Annotated in this window: 1 protein-coding gene; it reads left to right on the top strand. The window is 39.4% G+C overall.

Annotation, left to right across the window (positions count from 1 at the left end):
• Nucleotides 1-502: hypothetical protein (locus HMPREF9081_RS14205; protein ID WP_006306741.1), on the top strand; the 502-nt coding region annotated here is incomplete at both ends.

Here is a 502-nt window from a genome sequence, read left to right as displayed (position 1 = left end):
GAAAAAGCTTGGAATTGCACACAGGGGGGTAAAAAAAGATCTCAATCACAACATTGCAGAATACTTTAAAGGGAACATAGTCAAAGCCACTCTCCAAAAAGAGCAGATGATATCATCTGGAGCGATTTCCTTGGACACACCATTACTTGCTTGCAACTTTTCGTTCAACACAAAGTTTAGAACATATTTCTCAAATCTGACGAGGGTTTCTCCCTTTAAATTTACAGCAGATATGGCGACCGCATGGCGAAAGGTGAAAGCGGATCACGACACATCGTTTACTATACAGGACATGTTGAATGTATATAAGGGGATATCGACGTATGCAAAGTATGATTCTTCTGTATGCGAATGGAACCGCTTCTTAAAAGATTTCTGCGCTGATCCCATAAATGACAAGTTCAAATCAAAATTAAAGGCAGCTGCTATCCTATGGCGAATTGTTCGTGATTCCGATCAACCTAAAATGTATTCACGCACATTAGTGCAAGATCATTTAAAC

Origin of the sequence: Centipeda periodontii DSM 2778 (assembly GCF_000213975.1) — a bacterium.
GTDB classification, from domain to species: domain Bacteria; phylum Bacillota; class Negativicutes; order Selenomonadales; family Selenomonadaceae; genus Centipeda; species Centipeda periodontii.
Note: the sequence above shows the minus strand (reverse complement) of the source record. Positions and strands in the feature narration are given on the sequence as shown.